We start from the raw sequence: 20,995 nt of genomic DNA, 5'->3' as shown, positions 1-20,995 counted from the left end.
CTGCGTATGATCAACTACAATTTGAAATTCAATTATTCAAAATTCAGTTATTCAAAATTAAATAATGGCTTACTATAAACGATTTGATTACCCTGCGCCCGATCCGGCTATTCTGAAAAAACTGACCGAGCAGCAACGCGACATGCAGGCGCAAATCATACTTCAAAAACCCGACTTCGACCTGAAACTGATTGCCGGTTGCGATTCGTCTTTTATCGGCGAGGATTCCATACTTTCTGTGTTTGTGTTGCTGGCTTACCCAAGTATGGAAGTGCTGGAAAAAGTATGGCACCACGGCACGGTACAATTGCCCTACATTCCGGGTTTCTTATCGTTCAGGGAGGCGCCTAATGTACTGGAGGCATATAAAAAACTGCAGCAAAAACCCGACCTGATCATGGTAGACGGCCACGGCATTTCGCATCCGCGACGGTTGGGCATTGCCACGCACCTGGGCATCCACTTAAACAAACCAACCATGGGCGTTGCTAAAAAAGTGCTGGTGGGCAAGTATAAAGAGCCTGAAATTACCAAAGGAGCCATATCGCCGCTAGTGTATAAAGAGGAGGTTATCGCTAATGTGCTGCGTACGAAAGATAACGTAAAACCTGTATTTGTATCTCCCGGACACCTGATAGATCAGGAAACTGCCACCCGTATTGCGATGGAGTGCGCCCTCAAACATAAATTACCCGAACCTACCCGCCTCGCCGACCATTATGCCGCCGTGTTTAAAAGCGAAGTATAAGGCCTGAACTTTCTGGCAGCATACCGGTATAGTTATAAACATACTTTATAAACCCAAAACCTCTATGGAAACAACTAAAAACGCTTTAATTACCGGTGCCTCGAGCGGCATTGGTTTCGAACTGGCCCGTTGCTTTGTGCGCGATAATTACCATGTGATACTGGTTGCCCGCCACGGTTCTCATTTAGACGAAGCTGCCCAGACCCTGCAACGCGAATTTCCGCAAAGCCGCACCACCGTTATTCCCTGTGACCTGAGCTTGCCTCAAGGCCCGGAGCAACTGTATGCCGAAGTGCAGCGCCTGGGCCTGCAGGTTGATGTATTGGTAAACGATGCTGGGTTTGGCGAGTCGGGTCTTTTCGTGGATACCGATCTGCAAAAAGAACTCGGTATGATCCAGTTAAACGTAGCCTCGCTGGTACACCTCACCAAGTTATACTTAAAAGAAATGGTGGCGCGCAGGTCAGGTAAAATACTGCAGGTGGGCTCTGTGGTTTCGTTTATGCCTAACCCAAAACAGGCTATTTATGCAGCTACAAAGGCATTTATACTTTCGTTTACAGAAGCGATCCAGAACGAAGTGAAAGATACGGGTGTAACTATAACACTGCTTTGCCCGCCTGCTACCGATACCAATTTCTTTAATGTAGCCAACATGGAGGACACCAAAATTGCGCAGGGCGATTTGGCCGATCCGAAGGTTGTAGCAGAAGAAGGGTATAAAGGCCTGATGAACGGCGATGCCCGCGTACTGCCTACGTTTGGTGCCAAACTTAACTTCGCTTCCAGTAACCTTTTCCCGGATTCGATGCTGGCCATGCTGATGAAATCGCAAATGAAAGAAGTAAAGTAACCGTTGACGTTTAAAGTAGAAAGGCCACCCGGAGTTGATCCGGGTGGCCTTTTTTTATGCACTAAGCTTCTTTCTATACTTTATACTCCGCTGTTTTTAGCACCCTGAAATTACCTGCCTTTTACTTTTCCGGAACTCTGAAACATAACATTTATCATCTTTTCTGCAATTGTTTATCATTATTCCGGCGGCTCGGGCACCCTACTTTTGTGTATCAAATAAGCCCGCCGGGCTACGCACTAAACGCTATACACATGACACATGTAACCACCAAGCTCTTGTTTGTACTTACCCTTCTTTTAGGATCAGGAGTTACAAACCACCTGCTGGCTCAGAACCTTTACCGCCTGGCCGGCAAGCCTGTACTTGCAGTTAAAGGAACATCGACCTTACACGACTGGGAAATGTCGTCTGCCCAGGCAACAGGCAAGGCAGAAATGCTGGTAGAAGGTGCCGGCTTGAAAAATGTAAAATCCGGGAGCATCACTATGAAAGCCGAATCGCTGAAAAGCGGCAAAGGTAAAATGGATGAAATTGCTTACGAATCGCTCAAAACAAACAAGCACGCAGATATCCAGTTTACGCTGACATCTTTTAAAAACCTGTCCGGCAAAAAAGCGCAGGCAGCCGGTAACTTAACCATTGCAGGCGTTACCAAACCGGTTGTTTTTACAGTGGATACAAGTATAAATGGAGAATTGGTCTCTCTGGCAGGAGAAGCGGCTATTAAGTTTTCTGATTTCAACATAAAGCCACCAACCGCCATGATGGGCACCATTAAAACAGGAAACGAGCTGACGCTGCTTTTCAAAGTTAATTTTCAGCAGGCTGCCATCCAATAACTACACTACTTCCAACGGATATAAAATTTAACGTCATGAAAAAAACCATACTTTCCTTAAGCCTGATGCTAGGCCTTAGCTTAAGTTCTTTTGCCCAGATCACGCTTTCCGATATGCAGTACTGGAGACCATACGATAAACGCGGCCTGAACACTTTCGAAACAAGCAAAGCAGATACGATTCCGTTTGATGGTATAAAAGTGCGCTTAGGTGGCGGATTTGCCCAGCAGTTTCAGGGGCTCCAGCACAAAAACACCGCAACTGCCAATTTCCAGAACCAGAATGGCGCAGAAGTAAACCTGAACGAGTTGATGCCAATCGAAAACGGTTTTAACTTGGCCTCCGCTAACCTGAACCTGGATGTGGCGCTGGCCGATGGTATCCGTCTGAACCTGATCACTTATTTATCATCCAGGCACCACCCGGAAGCATGGGTAAAAGGTGGCTACATTCAAATTGACAAAGCGGAGTTTCTGAACAGCACCTTAATAAACAACCTGTTCCAGAACCTGACGGTGCGTGTGGGCCACATGGAAATTAACTACGGCGATGCACACTTTAGAAGAACAGATAATGCACACGCGTTGCAAAACCCGTTTGTAGGCAACTATATTATGGATGCGTTCACAACCGAAATTGGCGCCGAGGCGATTTATCATTACAAAGGGTTTCTGGCATTAGCCTCTGTAACCGGCGGAGAAATCCAGGGAGGGATTCAGAACCCGGGGCAGCGCAAGCCTTCGTTTATAGGCAAGCTTGGGTACGACAGCCAGGTTTCTGATGACCTGCGCGTACGCCTGACCGGTTCTGTTTACACAACTGCCGGCTCTGTTCGGAATACCTTATATGGCGGCGACCGCGCCGGTTCACGTTACTTTTTAGTGATGGAGCCAGCCAGAGTTGCCAGCGGTGCAGCCGTTACTACAGCCACTAACTTTACTTCCGGCCATATTAACCCGGGCATCACCAACAGCTTAACTGCTTTCGTTATTAACCCGTTCGTTAAGTTCAGAGGGTTGGAGTTGTTTGGTAACTTCGAGCAGGCCAGAGGCAAAGGCAGAGTGGGCGCTACAGATGAGCCAAGCAACCGTACCTGGAAACAACTCGGAACTGATCTGGTATACCGCTTCGGTGGCAACGAGAACTTTTATGTGGCAGGCCGCTACAACCTGGTGAAAGGCCGCCTTGCTCCTCTGGCTTCTGCTCCAACAGTACAAAACAATAATGTAACCCTGGAGAGAGTGCAGGCCGGTGGCGGCTGGTTTGTAACCAAAAACATTGTGGCCAAAGCAGAATATGTAAAGCAGCAGTACAAAGGTTTTGCACCTACTGATATCCGGAATGGTGGCCAGTTTGATGGCATCATGCTAGAAGGCGCTATTTCTTTCTAAGTACAGATGGTATTGTTGCTTACCCGTATTTTTCTGGTTGCTGCCGCTGTGGCAGGTACAGCATTCATGCCCGGAGAAGCGTTTGTTATCGTGAAGGGGAACAAGATAACAGTACAGGCGCACACTTCATTGGGTGCTGTAAACTGCACCTATACAGGCTACAATCAGAAAAATACGGTTTACTTAAACAGGCAACACCCTAAAAAAGACAGGCTGAAACTAACGATTTCGGTAGCAAAGTTTAACTGCGGAAATTATCTTCTGAACCGTGATTTTGCCAACACGCTAAATGTAAAGCAGCATCCCGAAATCAGGATTGAGCTCATCAGCCTGAAAAAACACGGCAACGACTACACCGGAGAACTGCAGCTGGAACTGGCCGGGAAAAACATACTTCTGAACGATGTGAAGTTTTATACTTTATCAGAAAACCAGACAGAGTTATTAAAGAGTAACATTTGCCTGGATTTCTCTGAGATCGGGTTAGTAACTCCCAAAAAGCTGGGTGGTCTGTTTAAAGTACAGGACGAGCTTCAGATTACAGTTGAACTCGCGCTGGAGTCTGATAATCTGGCAGACCGGTAATGAGAATCTTCCGCTGGAATTGAGATTTATTTAAAGCGCCTTGAAGGTATACTTTCAAGGTGCTTTGGTTTAACAGACATTATGTCCTGAATTTTTTGATTAAAACTGCTATAACTGACTAAATTACAGGTTTTTTAGCTGAAAATACCATTGGTTTATACTTTGCATTTAGCCTCGTACAAGTAAGCATACAAAGTATAAATAGCCATGAACTTTAATAACTATACCATAAAAGCCCAGGAAGCCATCCAGAAGGCAACCGAAATTGCAGGCGGCTTTCAGCAGCAGGCAATCGAAACCGGGCACATTTTAAAAGCCATTCTGGAGACAGACGAGAACGTAACCAACTTCCTGCTTCAGAAACTAAATATCAACGGCAACATTCTGCACAGCAAGCTTGATGAGATTGTGGCGGCTTACCCGAAAGTAAGCGGCGGCGGTCCGTACTTAGCAAACGATGCAAACACGGCACTTCAGAAAGCAACTTCTTACTTAAAAGAGTTCGGCGATCAGTACGTGGCCATCGAGCATATGCTGCTGGGAATGCTGGCTGGCCGCGATAAAGTAGCCGGTGTGATGAAGGATGTTGGCTTTAATGAGAAAGACCTCAAAAAAGCGATTAAGGAACTGCGCGGCGGCTCTAAAGTAACCGACCAGAATGCCGAAGCAAAGTATAACTCGCTGAAGCGTTACGCCCGCGACCTGAACGAAATGGCGCGTTCTGGTAAGATAGACCCTGTTATTGGCCGCGACGAAGAGATACGCCGTGTGTTGCAGATCCTGAGCCGACGCACCAAAAACAACCCGGTGCTTTTAGGCGAGCCTGGCGTTGGTAAAACAGCCATTGTAGAAGGTCTGGCACAGCGCATTGTATCCGGCGACGTGCCCGAAAACCTGAAAAACAAAACCCTGATGAGTCTCGATATGGGCTTGCTGGTGGCAGGTGCCAAGTATAAAGGCGAGTTCGAGGAACGCCTGAAAGCGGTGATAAAAGAAGTAATTGATGCCGAAGGCGAGATCGTACTGTTTATAGATGAGATGCACACGCTGATCGGGGCGGGTGCCGGCGGCGACAGCGCCATGGATGCTGCCAACCTACTTAAGCCAGCCCTCGCGCGCGGCGAGCTGCATGCCATTGGTGCCACTACGCTGAAAGAATATCAGAAGTACATCGAGAAAGATAAAGCGCTGGAACGTCGTTTTCAGGCGGTAACAGTAGATGAGCCGAGCGTACCGGATGCCATTTCCATACTTCGCGGTATTAAGGACAAGTATGAAGTACACCACGGCGTGCGCATTAAAGACGATGCTATTATTGCTGCCGTGGAGCTTTCGAGCCGCTACATCACCGACCGCTTTTTACCGGATAAAGCCATTGATTTGATGGATGAAGCCGCTGCCAAACTCCGCATCGAAATAGACTCGTTGCCTGTAGAACTGGACGAACTGCAGCGCCGCATTATGCAGCTCGAAATTGAACGCGAAGCTATCCGCCGTGAAAACGACAAAGACAAGGAAACCATACTTTCCAAAACAATTGCGGAGCTATCCACCAAGCGCGACGATTTGCGGGCCAAATGGCAAAACGAAAAGCAGATTATTGAAGGCATTCAGAAAGCAAAGGAAACAATTGAGAATTTTAAACTGGAAGCAGAACAGGCTGAGCGTTCCGGCGATTACGGCCGCGTAGCTGAGCTGCGTTATGGTAAAATCCAGGAAGCGGAAGCCAAGCTGGTAGAACTGCAGCAGCAGGTACAACAGATGCAAGGCGAAAACCCGATGCTGAAAGAAGAAGTTACCTCCGAGGATATTGCCGAAGTAGTTGCCAAATGGACCGGTATTCCGGTAAGTAAAATGCTGCAATCCGACCGCGAAAAACTGCTGAACCTGGAAAAAGAACTGGGCTTACGCGTAGCTGGTCAGGAAGAAGCGATTGAAGCTATTTCGGATGCGGTGCGCCGAAGCCGTGCCGGTATGCAGGACCCGAAACGCCCGATCGGTTCGTTTATTTTCCTGGGTACGACGGGTGTTGGTAAAACCGAGCTTGCCAAAGCGCTGGCCGATTACCTGTTCAACGATGAAAACGCGATGGTGCGCATTGATATGAGCGAGTACCAGGAACGCCACGCCGTGAGCCGTATGATTGGTGCACCTCCGGGCTATGTGGGCTACGACGAAGGCGGCCAGTTAACAGAAGCTGTTCGCCGCAAGCCCTATTCTGTAGTGTTGTTGGATGAGATCGAAAAAGCGCACCCGGATGTGTTTAACATACTTTTGCAGGTGCTCGACGATGGACGCTTAACAGACAGCAAAGGCCGTGTGGTGAATTTTAAAAACACCATCATCATCATGACATCCAACATCGGTTCGCACATCATCCAGTCTAATTTCGAGACGATGGACGAGCTAAACCGGGATGCTACCATTGAGCGCACAAAAGAGGAAGTGTTTGATCTCCTGAAAAAATCGGTAAGGCCGGAGTTTCTGAACCGCATCGATGAACTGGTGATGTTCCGACCGCTGAGCCGCTTCGATATCCGCAAGATTGTGACCATCCAGTTCCGCCACATCCAGGACCGCCTGGACGAGTCCGGAATCCGACTGGTTGCTACCGACGAGGTGCTGGATTACTTAGGTGAGCAGGGTTACGATCCGCAGTTTGGTGCCCGACCGTTGAAGCGTGTGTTGCAGCGCCAAGTACTGAACGAGCTTTCGAAGGAGATCCTGGCAAATACGATCAGTAAAGATTCGGTAGTAGAAGCCGTGCTTGAAAATGGTAAGATCAGGTTTAACAACGTGGACCTGGTACTGCCGGCCGCCGAGTAATAGTTTAAAGTTTAAGTTAAGTATAGTTTATAAACCCCGCTGTTCCTTTAGAATGGCGGGGTTTTATTTTGTTTGAACTATATCCCAAATAATTGTCGGGATCGTCTTCAAATGCATCATCACTTAAACCATATCTCTTATTATATTATTAAAATTGCATTGCGAATTTTTTATATCAGTAAAATTAGTCCTGAAGCAATTTTCTCTAATACCTCTTTTTTAAATATTATTACATCCCTCCCCTGCCGCTAGTTTAGCGCAGCGTAACTGGTGGCTTTCCATGATAGCACGCTTTCAGCTTGCGTGAACCACTTTCATCGTTCATCATACTTCGTGGTACTACTCCCGCAAGCTGAAAGCTTGCCTCATGCACAACCACAAGCTGAAAGCTCGCGGTAGAAATGGCAGGAAAACGTAACCATACTTTCTGCTCAAAGTTAAATCAACTATGAGCCGCAACTATAAAATCCGGGACCAGTCGAAGCTATACTTTGTTTCATTTGCTGTAGTAAACTGGATTGATGTTTTTGTAAGGCGGGAGTATAAAGATATTGTGGTAGAAAGCCTGAAATACTGTATCAACCACAAAGGACTGGAAGTATACGCCTGGTGCATCATGAGCAGCCACGTACACCTGATCATCGGCAGCAACAATCAACCTATTGAAGCAATCCTGCGGGATTTGAAACGCCATACTTCCAAAACGATCCTCAAAACAATAGAAGAGCATAACCAGGAAAGCCGCCAGGAGTGGATGCTCTGGATGTTCAGGAGAGCCGGTAGCCGGAACCCCAAAAACGAAACGTATCAGTTCTGGCAGCAGCACAATCATCCCATCGAATTAACAAACAACCAAATCATGCAGCAAAGGCTGGATTATGTACATCAAAATCCTGTAGAGGCTGGATTTGTGGAAGAGCCGTGGGAATATTTGTACAGCAGCGCCAAAGATTATACAGGCCATCATAAAGGTCTGATTGATATTATTTTAATCGAGTAAAATTCCGGCCGCAAACTTATAAAAGTGCATGAGACAGACTTTCAGCTTACTTGTATATGCCTGAAGGCTATGAAGTGGTCGCTACGAAAGTTGGAAGCTTGCTGTTATGGATAACCACCAGTTACGCTGCGCTAAACCAGCGGCAGACAAAGTATACGCTTCCGGAAGTATGCATGTGTAAATGCCCTGCCTTGCTTCTATTTATTCTTAAACTGATCCTTCCACTATGCCTTCTTTCACTTAAACCTTAACCTCCTTACTAGTCTGCCGTATAAAATCCTGACCTATAAACCACTAAAAAAGAACAAGCTATGAAAAAGATAATGTATTATTTTGTTGCGGGCACGATGGTAATGGCCACTGCATGTAACAGCACCGATACGGCAACATCAGATGGTACCGCTATGGAAAGCTCTGAAACTGTAACTGCAGCAGGCTCGGCCACGGAAAGTGTACAGATTACCGACACAGAAGAAGATGTAACCATTACAGATGATGGAACCGACCCGGATGTACCCACTAACACAGGCGATGCTACCGGAATAAATACAGCTACCGGCTCTAATGCAAGTATGGGAACAGGTACAGGTATGGACGAAACAGTTGATATGGCTGCTATGATGAACCTGGATGATCCTACGTTTATGATGACAGCCGCCAGCAGTAACTTACTGGAAATTGAGCTTGGTAAAATGGCAGCTCAGAAAGCAACAAGTCCGAAGGTAAAGGAGTTTGGCAACATGATGGTAAGCCACCATACGACCGCTACTAAAAACCTGAAAAATGTTGCTTCCCAAATGAGTGTCACGTTGCCTGAAACTATGATGCCGATGCACCAGGCCATGGTAGATAAATTAAAGGCCAAATCGGGCGCAGAGTTTGATGAAGCCTACATGGATGCGATGGAAACAGCTCACAAAATGGATATCGCCATGTTTGAAGCTAAAAGCAATAATGCCAGCGCACCAGCTGTAAAGAATTTCGCTGAAAAAACACTTCCTACGTTGCGCGACCACCAGAAGAAAGCAGACGCAATCGAAAGCAAAGTAGACTAAGTATAAATTTATACTTTAAGACAGAAGCCGGTAGCCCAGCAGTTACCGGCTTCTGCTTTTTTATACTTTGAGGAAAGCTTGCCTACAGGCTTCATGTGTACTTTACAGGCAGACTCATCTCTCCCATTTTTGCACATGAAAGTATAAACACCTAATTTAAGAGCCTGATTTATACTTTCTACTTACTTTAATCTGCTGTGTCTTCTGTTTTCCAGACCTACATGGAGCTTGGCTTCCATCATATTTTCGATTTCGGCGCGTACGACCACATGCTGTTTTTACTTGCCCTGAGCGCAATTTATACGTTATCCGACTGGCGAAAAGTAATTGCGTTGGTTACCAGTTTCACGATCGGGCATTCTATCACGCTGGCGCTTTCCACGTTCAACATCCTTAAATTTGATACAGCCCTGATCGAGTTCCTGATACCGGTCACCATACTGATAACCTGCATCACCAACTTTTTTAAACTGAAAGGCGCCGCAACCAAACAACACCCGATCTGGTCGCTGCATAATTTGATGGCTATCTTTTTCGGGCTGATACATGGGATGGGCTTTTCCAATTTCCTGCGTTCGTTGCTGGGCCGCAGCAGCCATGTGTGGGAGCAGCTACTGGCTTTTAACATCGGCATTGAGCTGGGCCAGTTACTGATCGTAACCATTCTGCTGGTTATCGGTTACCTGGTCATGAACCTCTTTCATGCTAAAAAACGTGACTGGATCATGGTGCTCTCCAGTATGGCAGCAGGCATCGCCTTGATTTTAATAATGGAAACCAGTATCTTTTGACGCTCAATACAATACAGAAACTACCTTACAATTATACTCACTCCCTTAATGACAAACATCCTAAAATACCTGGCTATTTTAGCTTTTGCTGCCGGACCGGTCGCAGCTATTGCCCAGGATACCAAATTTGCACAGTTGGGCCAGGAGCTTCCGACACCCAACACTTACCGTACAGCTTCGGGCGCACCGGGCCACCAATACTGGCAGCAGCGCGCCGACTATAACATCAAAGCCGAACTGAACGATGACAACCAATCTATTACAGGCTCTGAGACCATAACCTATACCAACAATTCGCCGGATGTGCTCACCTACCTGTGGGTACAGTTAGATCAGAATATCTACGAGCCAAAGTCCATGGCCAACTTAACCGAGACCGGCCAGCTGCAGGATAAAATGTCGTTGCAGGCAATCGAGTATTTAACCAAAGAAAAGTTTGACGGTGGTTTCAAGATTAAATCGATCAAAGACAGAAATGGTAAAGCACTGAAGTATACCATCAACAACACCATGATGCGTATTGACTTGCCTTCCGACTTAAAACCAAAACAGAGCTTTACCTTCAGCATCGACTGGAACCACAACATCAACAACCAAAAAACGATGGGCGGCCGTTCGGGCTACGAGTATTTTCCGGAAGATGGCAATTACCTGTACGAGATGGCGCAGTGGTTCCCAAGAATGGCGGTGTACGATGACGTGAACGGCTGGCAGCACAAGCAGTTTCTGGGAAGCGGTGAATTTGCCCTGCCCTTCGGCGATTATAAAGTAAGCTTAACCGTACCCGCTGACCATGTTGTTGCTTCTACCGGCGAGTTGCAAAACGCTTCTCAAGTATTAACTTCCACACAACAGAAGCGCTGGGCAGATGCCTCAAAAGCCAGCAAACCTGTTGTAATAGTAAACCAGGCCGAAGCCACGCAAGCCGAAAAATCAAAAGCGAAGGGAAAGAAAACCTGGACTTTTGTGGCCAAAGATGTGCGTGATTTTGCCTGGGCCAGCTCACGTAAATTTATCTGGGATGCCATGAACGTAAAAGTGGCCGGCAAAAACGTGATGGCGATGTCATACTATCCAAAAGAAGCAAATCCGCTTTGGGGGCAGTATTCTACGGAGGCCGTAGCGCATACGTTGAAAGTATACTCCAAGCATACCATCGATTATCCTTATCCGATCGCGATTTCGGTGCATGGCCCGGTAGGTGGCATGGAGTACCCGATGCTTTCATTTAACGGGTATCGCCCGGAGCCGGATGGCACTTACTCCGATCGCACCAAGTATGGTTTGATCTCGGTTATCATCCACGAAGTGGGCCACAACTTCTTCCCGATGATTATTAACTCGGATGAGCGCCAATGGACCTGGATGGATGAAGGCCTAAACACCTTTATGCAGTACCTGGCAGAGCAGGAATGGGAGAAAGATTACCCATCGAGCCGAGGCGAGCCAAGCAAGATTGTTACCTACATGAAAAGCGACAAAACCACGCAGGTGCCGATCATGACCAACTCAGAATCTGTACTTCAGTTTGGCAATAACGCATACGGCAAGCCTGCTACAGCACTTAATGTTTTACGTGAAACAGTAATGGGCCGCGAGCTGTTCGATTATGCTTTCAAAGAATACTCAAACCGCTGGGCCTTTAAACACCCGATGCCGGCTGATTTTTTCCGGACCATGGAAGATGCTTCGGGCGTAGACCTGGACTGGTTCTGGAGAGGTTGGTTCTATACCACCGACCACACCGAAATTGCAATGGAAGACGTGAAATGGTATACCATTGACTCGCAAGACCCGGAGTTTGTAAGCGCCCAGAAACGCAATGCACAAAATAAAGCACCTAAAACGCTTTCTCAACAACGCAACCTTAAAAGTATAACCAAAACACTGGTAGATACAAAGCCGGAACTAAAAGACTTTTACAACAGCTACGACCCGCTCGCCAGCACGGCAACCGACAAAGCTGCGCACCAGACCTTCCTGAAAGGACTGACGCCAGAGCAGAAAAAAACACTCGATTCGGGATTAAATTTCTACGAAGTTGGCTTCCGGAACAATGGCGGGCTGGTTATGCCGTTAGTAGTTAGGATGGCCTTCGAAGACGGAACAGAGGAGATCGTGAACATCCCTGCCGAGATCTGGCGCTACAACAACGAGGAAATAACAAAAGTATTTATCACGGAAAAGCCGGTAGCCAGTTTCGAGCTGGACCCATACCTGCAAACCGCAGATACCGACCTTTCCAACAACTATTTCCCGCGCCGGATGGCACCTTCCAGGTTCGAGCTATACAAGCAAAACAACCAGCCACGGCCTAACCCCATGCAGCTCCAAAGCGCACCAGCTGGTGCATCAGGTAGTGGCTCAAAATAATCACAGGCGCTTTTCTTACTTTTAGCTAGCCAAAAAGCCTCCGGATTTAGTCCGGAGGCTTTTTATTTTTAAGCTGATTTTAAAGTATAAGCCGTTCCTGTAAGTATACTTACTCTTGGTTATACTTATCAATAAACTGCCGTTTGATACGGTCGCCCTGTCGCACAAAAGGCCGGATGATAAGGCGTGTACCGTTTTCGTAGGTAAAAAATTTGTATACCCAGTTACTCAGTACCACCAGCTTATTCCGGAAACCTACCAGTGCCATTACGTGCACAAACAACCAGATCGCCCAAGCCAGAAAACCGCCTAAATGTATATTTTTAGGAAGATCTGCCACCGCGCGGTTTCGCCCGATAATAGCCAGCGATCCTTTATCAAAGTATTTAAAAGGCTCCAGTGGCTCGTTTCGTATGATTCTTTTCAGGTTTTTGGCCAGCAACTGGCCCTGTTGTATAGCAGGTTGTGCCACACCCGGATGCCCTCTCGGGAATTCTTCCGACTTCATAAAAGCAATATCGCCAATGGCAAATACATCGTTAAAGCCAAGCACCTGGTTATACTCGTTCACCAGAATCCGGCCACGTTCTACGGATGCTTCCGGCAGGCCATCAATTAAGGCACCGGCCACACCTGCCGCCCAGATCAGGGTTTGTGTTTGTATCTGTTCCCCGTTTTTAAGGATGGCTACCTGTCCGTCATAAGTTTCAACAAGTGTATTCAGCTTGATGATGATACCCATATCCTCGAGGTATTTCTGCGACTTTGCACTCGATTCAGGATCCATCGGTGGTAATACGCGGTCCATCCCTTCTACCAGGAAGATGTTCATTTTACTGAAATCGAGGCCAGGATAATCTGAAGGGAGCACGTGCCTTTTCATTTCGGAAAGCGCGCCGGCCAGTTCTACACCCGTAGGGCCTGCTCCTACAATCACAATGTTCAGCAGGCTCTGTTTTGTAACCGGATCTGTGGTCATACTTGCCTGTTCGAACGACTGTAGCAGTTGGCTCCGCAGGTTCAGGGCATCGGGTATCTGCTTCAGCGGGAACGAGAATTTTTTAACCTGCTCGTTGCCAAAATAATTGGGTTTGGTGCCTGTTGCGATAACCAGGTAATCGTAGCGAAGATCGCCTACCAGGGTAGACACCGTTTTTGCGACCGGGTTGATGTTGGTAACGCGCATCAGCCTGAAATGGAAATCCTCGTACTCATCGCCGCCAAAAAGCTTACGAAGTGGCTCCGCAATCGAATCCGGCTCTAAACCGGCTGTGGCAACCTGGTACAGCAACGGCCAGAAACCATGGTAATTCTGCCTGTCGAGGAGCACCACCTGAAATTCGCGGCACTTTAATTTTTTAGCAAGATTTATTCCGCCAAAACCGCCGCCAATAATTACGACGCGTTTTTTGGTGGTTTCGGGTATGTTAAGTGAAAGCTGATCGGGTTCAAGCATTGGTTTATCGTTTTGTTCTTGTATAAACTGTGGCTAAAAAGACGGAAGTATAATGCAATCTGAGTACGTAAGCTGCATACACATAGATTTGCCAGGAAGCCAAAACAACTTAAATCCGAAACAGAATCAGTTAAACTGCTAACCTATCAGCCGCTCAGAAACAAAGTATAAACTATACTTCAGGTTACTTTTTCTTGGATTTGAAGTCGCCGTCCATAATGGATTTGATCAGGAAAGGGATTGCAAACGGGCTGATGGTGGGGTACATGTAGCGGTTTTGCTGTTGCTGGATCTGTTGCTGGTTCCATGTTTTAAAGTTGCCCGAGCCATCCATCGGCGTAGTTTCGAAAAGTTCGCGCAGGCGGTCGGGGTCCAGGTTGCGCATGGCGGTTGCGCGGCCTTCGTCGGGTAGTTTTACATTCAGTACAGCCTGTTCAAAATCGCGCTCGGTCGGCCACGGAAAAACATCTACAATCGGGAGTTCGGTCGGGTCTTCCTGCATCTGCATGATGATGGAATAACTCTGGCTGCTGTAATTGTTAGGGATTTTGAGGAACTGCTTTTTATACCCGAGTGCACTGAACATGACACTATCGCCGTTCAGGACGGGCAGTGAGAAAAAACCATACTCGTTTGTTTGGGTGCCCCGGTTGGTGCCCGGCACATACACGCTAACGCCGGTTACGCCGTATAAACTATCGCCTACCGCCACAAACCCCGAAAGCTGCACCACCCGTTTGTTGCCCTGGGCGGCGGCTTGCTTGGGCATCATGCAAACTAACGTAAGCAAAAGTATAAAAACGGGCAATGCCAGCTTTCTACAGCTTTTAAGTGCTAAAGTATGCAAGGGTACCGGTAACATCATCTTCACAATTATAGTGTTTAATATTTTATAATAGCAGCTTTTAACTAATTTTGTTTAGGCCGCGTTCTTACAGCTGGCCGGTAAATTTATGAGACTTAAACATTTTAGTCTTTCATTTGGAGAGCAGATCTTTAAAGCCCTCGCCGATGAATCCCGCATCCGAATTCTTAATCTCATACTCCGCAACAAGGAAATGTGCACTTCGGACCTGGAGCAGGTACTGGATTTTACGCAAACCAAAACATCGCGCCATCTTTCTTATTTACGCAACGCAGGGCTGGTAACTACCCGCAAAACAGACCAGTGGGTGTACTATGCCATTAAAGAGGAAGCCTCCGATTTTGCCACCCAGATCTTTAAATACTTAGACCGCGACCTGATGCTGCAGAAAGACCAGGATGTGTACCAGATCTTATACTCTAACCGCGAACTGGCTGTAAACAAAATTCAGGCCCGCCGCTGGACCGCCTCCTGATAACCTGCCGGCCTTACTTTTGTTGTAATGGTACGTTATACTTTGCTAACCAACCTGAAAACAAATCTTTAACCATGGAGTTTAAATTACTCCCACTATACGTTACATGAAACAATACACCCATATAATCTTCGACCTTGACCATACCCTCTGGGATTTTGAAAAGAACTCCGAAGAAACCATTCATACTTTATACGAGCAGTTTGAGCTGGCCCAGTACGGTAAATTCGACAGCGATTCGTTTTATAAAAAGTATAAATTCGTTAATAATCGCCTCTGGGACGAGTACAACAAAGGCAAGATTAGCCAGAAAGAGCTCCGCAATGCCCGTTTCCTGAAAACCCTGACCGGCCTTGGCCTGGGCACGCACCAGATTCCGGCTGGCATTTCGGAAGCCTACATTGAACTTTGCCCTACCAAAACGGCTGTATTTCCGTTTACGTTTGAAGTGCTCGATTACCTGCAACCCAAGTATGGCCTGCACATCATCACAAACGGTTTTAAGGAAGTACAGCATATCAAAATGACAACTTCCAAGCTGAATCCATACTTTAAAGAGATTGTTACATCGGAATGCTGCGGCTACAAAAAACCCGATAAACGCATTTTTGAACATACCCTGGACCTCATCGGCGTAACGCCAGACCAGTGCCTGATGATCGGCGATAACCTGGACTGTGACATTAACGGCGCGCGCGAAGCAGGCATTGATCAGGTATATTTTAACCCTGAAAAAACTGCAACAAAACTTCGCCCCAAACCAACACACCACATCCATTGCCTGAGCGAGCTTAAAAGTATACTTTAAACTCCCCTGTTTCTTTCTCATAACAGCAGTGCAGAATTTAATAAATACCACAGAACATACTGAGTACATACCAAATAGCCCTTGCATCCTATACAGTGCAGGGGTTATTTATTGATATGTTATTTTTTGTGATACTCCTTCCTGTTTTTAGGAGGGCGGCAGGGGGAGGTTTCAAAAATATGCCGTACCTTTGCGCCGGGTAAAGCTGCACTCGTATGCCTGCCCAGGAATACCTTTAAACAGATTTATAATTTAATTATAAAAACATGGCAACCGGATTCTTCAACGTACCAACTCCTGTTAACGACCCTATCAAATCGTATGCGCCCGGATCTCCTGAACGCGCAGAGTTGCAACAAACTTATAAAGAGCTGAAATCTCAGGAACTGGATGTACCGATGTACATTGGCGGCGACAGGGTTTTTACAGACAACAAGAAGCCTATGCTTCAGCCCCACGACCACAAGCACATTCTTGGCTATTTCAGCGAAGGCGATGCTTCACACGTGGAACAAGCTATTAACGCTGCACTGGCAGCCCGCGAAATGTGGGCAAACATGACCTGGGAGCATCGCGCCAGCATTTTCCTGAAAGCTGCCGAGTTACTGGCCGGCCCTTGGAGAGCACGCATGAATGCCGCTACCATGCTGGGCCAGTCTAAAAACGCATACCAGGCCGAGATTGATTCTGCCTGCGAGTTTATAGATTTCCTGCGCTTTAATGTGCAGTTCATGACGGACATTTACAAAATGCAGCCGGAATCGGCACCTGGCGTTTGGAACCGCATGGAGCACCGCCCGCTGGAAGGTTTCGTATTTGCCCTTACGCCGTTCAACTTCACAGCTATTGCTGGTAACTTACCTGCTTCTGTAGCTATGATGGGGAACGTGGTGGTTTGGAAGCCAGCTAACACGCAGATTTACGCAGCGCAGTTCATCATGGAACTGTTACTGGAAGCTGGTCTGCCGGATGGCGTTATCAACTTGGTATATGTGGATGGCCCGACTGCAGGCGATGTGATTTTTAACCACGCTGATTTTGCCGGTATCCACTTTACAGGCAGCACAGGCGTATTCCAGAACATCTGGAAAACCATCGGAAACAACATCCACAAGTATAAAACTTACCCGCGCATTGTAGGCGAAACAGGTGGCAAAGACTTTATACTTGCGCATAGCTCTGCCAATGCTAAAGCAGTAGCAACCGGTATTACCCGCGGTGCTTTTGAGTACCAGGGTCAGAAATGCTCGGCAGCTTCTCGCGCTTACATTCCAAGCAACATCTGGGATGAAGTAAAGGAATATATCATCGAAGATCTGAAATCCTTTAAAATGGGTCCTCCGGAAGATTTCAGCAACTTCATCAACGCTGTGATCGATGAGAAATCATTTGATAAGATTGCACAGTATATTGAGAATGCCAAGAACAGTAACGAGGTAGAGATCATAGCAGGCGGTGGTTACGACAAATCGAAAGGTTATTTTATCGAGCCAACTGTATTATTATCGCATAACCCGCAGTATGTAACCATGTGCGAAGAAGTGTTCGGACCGGTTATTACCATCTATGTGTATGATGAAAATAACTTTGAGGAAACGCTGGAACTGGTAAATTCTACTTCGCCGTATGCTTTAACAGGTGCTATTTTCGGCCGCGACCGTTATGCCGTGGAATATGCTACTCAAAAGCTGGAGCAGGCTGCCGGTAACTTCTACATTAACGATAAACCAACAGGTGCCGTGGTAGGTCAGCAGCCATTTGGTGGTGCGCGTGCTTCCGGCACAAACGATAAGGCAGGCTCTATGCTGAACCTGCTGCGTTGGGTGTCGGCACGTTCGATTAAAGAAACATTTGTATCGCCGGTAGATTACCGTTACCCTTTCCTGGGAGAGGATAAATAAGCAGATACAGATTTCATACTTTTGCAACATCGGCCATACTTGGATAAAGTATGGCCGATGTTGTTTTTATCGTATTTAAACTGGTTATAGCGTCAGCAGTTTCAGCAAGGCCTTTCTAAATACAATTTACAAGCTATTTATACTTTTGATTGTTGCTGATTTATCCCTAATTTTGCTCCCTAATCCAAGAAACGATTACAGCTTTATGGAAACCACTGTAAATCAGTACTTACCGTCTGACTATCTACCCATTTTAATCCAATTTGCAGCAGCCCTTGGCTTTGTGATTTTTGCGTTGGTGGCAACACACATGCTGGGTCCTAAAAGAAAAAGTGATGTAAAGGGTGCCGCCTGGGAAAGTGGCATTGAGTCTGTAGGAGATGCGCGTACACCTGTTTCCTATAAGTATTTCATGACGGCCATTCTTTTCGTGATCTTCGATGTGGAAGTGATCTTCATGTACCCGTGGGCTGTAAACTTCAGAGAGCATGCTTCTACCTTCTTTCTGCCGATGGTCATTTTCCTGGCTATATTGCTGGCTGGGTTCTATTATGAGATCAAAAAAGGCATTCTGAAGTAGATCTGAATAGTTAAACTTTTGAGAACGCACCGTTGTTCAGATACGGGACTGATTATGTCCTAAGGAACAACTAAAAAATCTCGACATGAGCGAATCAAATAAAAACGATATAGTAATGGCTGAAGCGCCGGATGGCATATCCGGTGCTGGTTTTTTTGCAACTTCATTTGAGAAAGTAATCGGACTTGCCCGTAAGCACTCGCTTTGGCCTTTACCTTTTGCTACTTCCTGCTGCGGCATCGAGTACATGGCTACCATGGGTTCTAACTATGATATTTCCCGCTTTGGTTCGGAGCGCCCAAGCTTTTCGCCACGCCAGGCAGATATCCTGATGGTGATGGGTACGATTGCCAAGAAAATGGGGCCGGTTGTAAAGCAGGTTTACGAGCAGATGGCTGAGCCGCGTTGGGTGATCGCTGTTGGTGCCTGTGCTTCGTCTGGTGGTATTTTCGATACGTACTCTGTACTGCAGGGTATCGATAGAATTGTACCGGTAGATGTGTATGTACCTGGCTGCCCGCCACGTCCGGAGCAAATCTTAGATGGTTTAATGCGCGTGCAGGACCTGGCTGAGAACGAATCTCTAAGACGTAGAAACTCACCGGAATACCAGGCACTTTTAGCTTCTTATAACATTAAATAAGCAGATGGAGCTTACGAACGAAAACGTACTCGGCAAGATCATAAGTGAGTTTGGAGAAGAGAACATTTGGGAAGCCTATAGCCCGGATGGCATCATGACGTTCCAGACTAACCGCGAAACGATACATGCCCTGATCAAATACTTGCGTGACGACGAGGAGTTGAACATCAATTTCCTGACAACCCTGTGTGGTATACATTTCCCGGATCTGAAAGACAAGGAGCTTTGCGTGATGTACCAGCTACACAGCATGCGCCATAACTATCGCATCCGCATTAAAGTGTTTTTCCCGATAGCAGATCCGGTTATGCCAACCATGACGGACCTGTACGCTGCCGCGAACTGGATGGAGCGCGAAACCTTTGATTTTTATGGCGTGCAGTTTACAGGGCATCCAAACCTGACGCGCATCCTGAACATCGAAGAAATGGAGTACCACCCGATGCTAAAGCAGTACCCGCTGGAAGACCAGACAAGAGAAGACAAGATCGATACGTATTTCGGACGATAAGCCAATTTATAGTTACCAGGCTATAACGCAGAAGAGGAAAAGATAATGGCTACTGATATAAAAACAGCTGAACTTACTGAACTGGAGCAATTCCGTAAAGACCACGGACTTGCCCTGCACGAAGAACGGCAATTAACTACGCTGAACCTGGGGCCTACGCACCCGGCTACGCATGGTATTTTCCAGAACATCCTGCAAATGGATGGTGAAGAGATCGTGGATGCAGTGCCTACGATCGGTTATATTCACCGCGCTTTTGAGAAAATTGCAGAGCGCAGACCGTTCTACCAGATCACACCGCTTACAGACCGCATGAACTACTGTTCATCCCCTATTAACAACATGGGGTATCATATGACAGTAGAGAAATTGCTGGGTATCACGGTGCCAAAGCGCGCACAGTACATCCGTGTGATCATGATGGAGCTGGCCCGTATCTCTGACCACCTGATCTGTAACTCTATTCTGGGTGTGGACTCCGGTGCCTTTACAGGCTTCCTGTACGTAATGCAGGAGCGTGAGCACATTTACGATATTTACGAAGAAGTTTGCGGCGCCCGCTTAACGACCAATATGGGCCGCATTGGCGGCATGGAGCGCGATCTTTCTCCGAAAGCCTTGCACCTGATCGGTGAATTCCTGAAGCGCTTCCCTAAAGTATGGGCAGAGTTCGAGAAGATGTTTACCCGAAACAGGATCTTTGTTGACAGAACAAAAGATGTGGGCGCCATTTCAGCGGAGCGCGCATTAAGCTACGGTTTTACAGGGCCAAACCTTCGTGCAACCGGTATTGATTACGATGTACGTGTTATGAACCCATACTCTTCTTATGAAGACTTTGAGTTTGAAATTCCGGTTGGAGCCAAAGGCGATACGTATGACCGATTCCTGGTGCGCAACGAAGAAGTATGGCAAAGCTTAAAGATCATCGAGCAGGCGTACAAAAACTTGCCGGAAGGCTCTTACCATGCAGATGCACCGCATTATTACCTACCTCCAAAGCAGGAAGTATACACCAGCATGGAAGCCCTTATCTATCACTTTAAAATTGTGATGGGTGAGATTGATGCTCCTAAAGGTGAGGTATACCATTCTGTAGAAGGTGGTAATGGAGAGTTAGGTTTCTACCTGATATCTGATGGAGGCCGTACGCCTTACCGCCTGCACTTCCGCAGACCTTGCTTTATCTATTACCAGGCTTATACAGAAATGATCAAAGGTGGTCAGCTTGCTGATGCCATCCTGACTCTGAGTAGCTTGAACGTTATTGCTGGCGAGCTCGACGCATAATG

General features: G+C 46.9%; 19 protein-coding genes. 17 read left to right on the top strand and 2 right to left on the bottom strand.

From position 1 onward, the window contains the following. The first annotated feature begins 64 nt into the window (after positions 1-64). The 10 genes from nfi (at position 65) to DP923_RS10000 (ending at position 12,464) form a co-directional block, all read left to right on the top strand. On the top strand, positions 65-748 hold the full coding sequence (gene nfi, locus DP923_RS10050; RefSeq protein ID WP_112305737.1) for a deoxyribonuclease V: 684 nt from the start codon (positions 65-67) through the stop codon (positions 746-748). Between the two features lie 64 nt (positions 749-812). Next, positions 813-1,601 carry an SDR family NAD(P)-dependent oxidoreductase gene (locus DP923_RS10045; RefSeq protein ID WP_112305736.1) on the top strand — a complete coding sequence of 263 codons (789 nt, stop codon included), beginning with the start codon at positions 813-815 and terminating at the stop codon, positions 1,599-1,601. A gap of 254 nt (positions 1,602-1,855) precedes the next feature. After that, positions 1,856-2,443, top strand: coding sequence for a YceI family protein (locus DP923_RS10040; RefSeq protein ID WP_112305735.1), 588 nt, complete (start codon positions 1,856-1,858; stop codon positions 2,441-2,443). A gap of 35 nt (positions 2,444-2,478) precedes the next feature. Then, a complete protein-coding gene (locus DP923_RS10035; RefSeq protein WP_112305734.1) occupies positions 2,479-3,834 on the top strand; it encodes a hypothetical protein in 1,356 nt (451 codons plus the stop codon). 6 nt (positions 3,835-3,840) lie between these two features. Beyond that, the gene (locus tag DP923_RS10030) at positions 3,841-4,419 is read left to right on the top strand and encodes a YceI family protein (RefSeq protein WP_112305733.1); all 579 of its coding nucleotides are present in this window, start codon (positions 3,841-3,843) and stop codon (positions 4,417-4,419) included. A 207-nt stretch (positions 4,420-4,626) separates the two neighbouring features. Beyond that, positions 4,627-7,245, top strand: a complete 2,619-nt coding sequence (gene clpB, locus DP923_RS10025) for an ATP-dependent chaperone ClpB (RefSeq protein ID WP_112305732.1) — start codon at positions 4,627-4,629, stop codon at positions 7,243-7,245. 448 nt (positions 7,246-7,693) lie between these two features. After that, positions 7,694-8,245: an REP-associated tyrosine transposase gene (locus DP923_RS10020; RefSeq protein ID WP_112305731.1), complete on the top strand. Its 552-nt coding sequence runs from the start codon at positions 7,694-7,696 to the stop codon at positions 8,243-8,245. 311 nt (positions 8,246-8,556) lie between these two features. Further along, a complete protein-coding gene (locus DP923_RS10010) occupies positions 8,557-9,300 on the top strand; it encodes a DUF4142 domain-containing protein (RefSeq protein ID WP_112305729.1) in 744 nt (247 codons plus the stop codon). A gap of 197 nt (positions 9,301-9,497) precedes the next feature. Further along, on the top strand, positions 9,498-10,091 hold the full coding sequence (locus tag DP923_RS10005; protein ID WP_112305728.1) for a HupE/UreJ family protein: 594 nt from the start codon (positions 9,498-9,500) through the stop codon (positions 10,089-10,091). Between the two features lie 48 nt (positions 10,092-10,139). Next, entirely contained in the window at positions 10,140-12,464 is a 2,325-nt protein-coding gene (locus DP923_RS10000; RefSeq protein ID WP_112305727.1) for a M1 family metallopeptidase, read from the top strand. Positions 12,465-12,573: 109 nt separating this feature from the next. Here DP923_RS10000 and DP923_RS09995 read toward each other — a convergent pair whose 3' ends face one another. Continuing rightward, positions 12,574-13,920, bottom strand: a complete 1,347-nt coding sequence (locus DP923_RS09995; RefSeq protein WP_112305726.1) for an NAD(P)/FAD-dependent oxidoreductase — start codon at positions 13,918-13,920, stop codon at positions 12,574-12,576. Between the two features lie 184 nt (positions 13,921-14,104). Next, the gene (locus DP923_RS09990; RefSeq protein WP_239020999.1) at positions 14,105-14,692 is read right to left on the bottom strand and encodes a carboxypeptidase-like regulatory domain-containing protein; all 588 of its coding nucleotides are present in this window, start codon (positions 14,690-14,692) and stop codon (positions 14,105-14,107) included. 181 nt (positions 14,693-14,873) lie between these two features. Here DP923_RS09990 and DP923_RS09985 point away from each other — a divergent pair, with 181 nt between their 5' ends. From DP923_RS09985 to nuoD, 7 genes are all read left to right on the top strand, one after another. Then, entirely contained in the window at positions 14,874-15,260 is a 387-nt protein-coding gene (locus tag DP923_RS09985) for an ArsR/SmtB family transcription factor (RefSeq protein WP_112305724.1), read from the top strand. Positions 15,261-15,366: 106 nt separating this feature from the next. Then, positions 15,367-16,068: a YjjG family noncanonical pyrimidine nucleotidase gene (locus DP923_RS09980; RefSeq protein ID WP_112305723.1), complete on the top strand. Its 702-nt coding sequence runs from the start codon at positions 15,367-15,369 to the stop codon at positions 16,066-16,068. A 266-nt stretch (positions 16,069-16,334) separates the two neighbouring features. Further along, on the top strand, positions 16,335-17,969 hold the full coding sequence (gene pruA, locus DP923_RS09975) for an L-glutamate gamma-semialdehyde dehydrogenase (RefSeq protein WP_112305722.1): 1,635 nt from the start codon (positions 16,335-16,337) through the stop codon (positions 17,967-17,969). Positions 17,970-18,174: 205 nt separating this feature from the next. Beyond that, entirely contained in the window at positions 18,175-18,549 is a 375-nt protein-coding gene (locus DP923_RS09970) for an NADH-quinone oxidoreductase subunit A (protein ID WP_112306228.1), read from the top strand. An 85-nt stretch (positions 18,550-18,634) separates the two neighbouring features. Continuing rightward, positions 18,635-19,192 (top strand): NADH-quinone oxidoreductase subunit B, encoded by a 558-nt coding sequence (locus DP923_RS09965; protein ID WP_112305721.1) that lies wholly within the window; start codon positions 18,635-18,637, stop codon positions 19,190-19,192. Between the two features lie 4 nt (positions 19,193-19,196). Next, positions 19,197-19,703, top strand: a complete 507-nt coding sequence (locus DP923_RS09960) for an NADH-quinone oxidoreductase subunit C (RefSeq protein WP_112305720.1) — start codon at positions 19,197-19,199, stop codon at positions 19,701-19,703. A gap of 45 nt (positions 19,704-19,748) precedes the next feature. Then, a complete protein-coding gene (nuoD, locus tag DP923_RS09955) occupies positions 19,749-20,993 on the top strand; it encodes an NADH dehydrogenase (quinone) subunit D (RefSeq protein WP_112305719.1) in 1,245 nt (414 codons plus the stop codon). Positions 20,994-20,995 lie beyond the last annotated feature (2 nt).

The organism is Pontibacter arcticus, assembly GCF_003284895.1.
In the GTDB taxonomy this organism is placed as follows: domain Bacteria; phylum Bacteroidota; class Bacteroidia; order Cytophagales; family Hymenobacteraceae; genus Pontibacter; species Pontibacter arcticus.
Note: the sequence above shows the minus strand (reverse complement) of the source record. Positions and strands in the feature narration are given on the sequence as shown.

Excerpts from the sequence above, each read along its gene's own strand:
- DP923_RS09995 (WP_112305726.1), bottom strand. The coding sequence starts at position 13,920 with ATGCTTGAACCCGATCAGCTTTCACTTAACATACCCGAAACCACCAAA.
- nfi (WP_112305737.1), top strand. The coding sequence starts at position 65 with ATGGCTTACTATAAACGATTTGATTACCCTGCGCCCGATCCGGCTATT.
- pruA (WP_112305722.1), top strand. The coding sequence starts at position 16,335 with ATGGCAACCGGATTCTTCAACGTACCAACTCCTGTTAACGACCCTATC.
- DP923_RS09990 (WP_239020999.1), bottom strand. The coding sequence starts at position 14,692 with ATGATGCCCAAGCAAGCCGCCGCCCAGGGCAACAAACGGGTGGTGCAG.
- DP923_RS10035 (WP_112305734.1), top strand. The coding sequence starts at position 2,479 with ATGAAAAAAACCATACTTTCCTTAAGCCTGATGCTAGGCCTTAGCTTA.
- DP923_RS09970 (WP_112306228.1), top strand. The coding sequence starts at position 18,175 with ATGGAAACCACTGTAAATCAGTACTTACCGTCTGACTATCTACCCATT.
- DP923_RS10030 (WP_112305733.1), top strand. The coding sequence starts at position 3,841 with ATGGTATTGTTGCTTACCCGTATTTTTCTGGTTGCTGCCGCTGTGGCA.
- DP923_RS09980 (WP_112305723.1), top strand. The coding sequence starts at position 15,367 with ATGAAACAATACACCCATATAATCTTCGACCTTGACCATACCCTCTGG.
- DP923_RS10010 (WP_112305729.1), top strand. The coding sequence starts at position 8,557 with ATGAAAAAGATAATGTATTATTTTGTTGCGGGCACGATGGTAATGGCC.
- DP923_RS10020 (WP_112305731.1), top strand. The coding sequence starts at position 7,694 with ATGAGCCGCAACTATAAAATCCGGGACCAGTCGAAGCTATACTTTGTT.
- nuoD (WP_112305719.1), top strand. The coding sequence starts at position 19,749 with ATGGCTACTGATATAAAAACAGCTGAACTTACTGAACTGGAGCAATTC.
- DP923_RS09985 (WP_112305724.1), top strand. The coding sequence starts at position 14,874 with ATGAGACTTAAACATTTTAGTCTTTCATTTGGAGAGCAGATCTTTAAA.
- DP923_RS10000 (WP_112305727.1), top strand. The coding sequence starts at position 10,140 with ATGACAAACATCCTAAAATACCTGGCTATTTTAGCTTTTGCTGCCGGA.
- clpB (WP_112305732.1), top strand. The coding sequence starts at position 4,627 with ATGAACTTTAATAACTATACCATAAAAGCCCAGGAAGCCATCCAGAAG.
- DP923_RS10045 (WP_112305736.1), top strand. The coding sequence starts at position 813 with ATGGAAACAACTAAAAACGCTTTAATTACCGGTGCCTCGAGCGGCATT.
- DP923_RS09960 (WP_112305720.1), top strand. The coding sequence starts at position 19,197 with ATGGAGCTTACGAACGAAAACGTACTCGGCAAGATCATAAGTGAGTTT.
- DP923_RS10040 (WP_112305735.1), top strand. The coding sequence starts at position 1,856 with ATGACACATGTAACCACCAAGCTCTTGTTTGTACTTACCCTTCTTTTA.
- DP923_RS09965 (WP_112305721.1), top strand. The coding sequence starts at position 18,635 with ATGAGCGAATCAAATAAAAACGATATAGTAATGGCTGAAGCGCCGGAT.